Consider the following 427-nt stretch of genomic DNA (forward strand, 5'->3'; position numbering starts at 1 on the left):
CAGCAAGTAAAAGCTATTTTACACCCTGCTCTCCCCCCCCCTCTCTCCTTCTTCTCCCCTTTCTCCTCCTCCCTCCCCTCTCTTTCCTTCCCCCCCTCTTCTCCTCTCCCTCCTTTCCTCTCCCTCCCTCCTTCTCCTTCTCCTTCCTCCTCCCCCTCCCTTTTCCCTTTCTCTCCCCCCTTCTTTCCCCTCCCTCTTCCCCTCTTTTTTCTTTTCCCTTTTCCTCCCCCCCCTCCTTTCCTCCCTCCTCCCCCCCCCTCCCTTCTCCTTTTTCTTTCTCCTCCCTCTTCTCCCTTCTTTCTTCTCCTCTCCCTTTTCTCCTCCTCCTTTTCTCTTTTTCCCTTCCCTTTCCCCTCTTTTTTTCCCCCTTTTCTTTTCCTTCTCCCTTCCTTCCCTCCTTTTTCTCTTTCTCCTTTTCCTCTCTTCC

1 protein-coding gene is annotated in these 427 nt (G+C 53.4%); it reads right to left on the reverse strand.

Annotation, left to right across the window (positions count from 1 at the left end; all coding sequences use genetic code 11):
- Positions 1-13: 13 nt before the first annotated feature.
- On the reverse strand, positions 14-427 hold a 414-nt coding region (locus tag A3773_RS19840; RefSeq protein ID WP_197462849.1), incomplete at its 5' end, for a hypothetical protein.

The sequence above is a fragment of the Neptuniibacter pectenicola genome, assembly GCF_001597735.1.
Taxonomy (GTDB): domain Bacteria; phylum Pseudomonadota; class Gammaproteobacteria; order Pseudomonadales; family Balneatricaceae; genus Neptuniibacter; species Neptuniibacter pectenicola.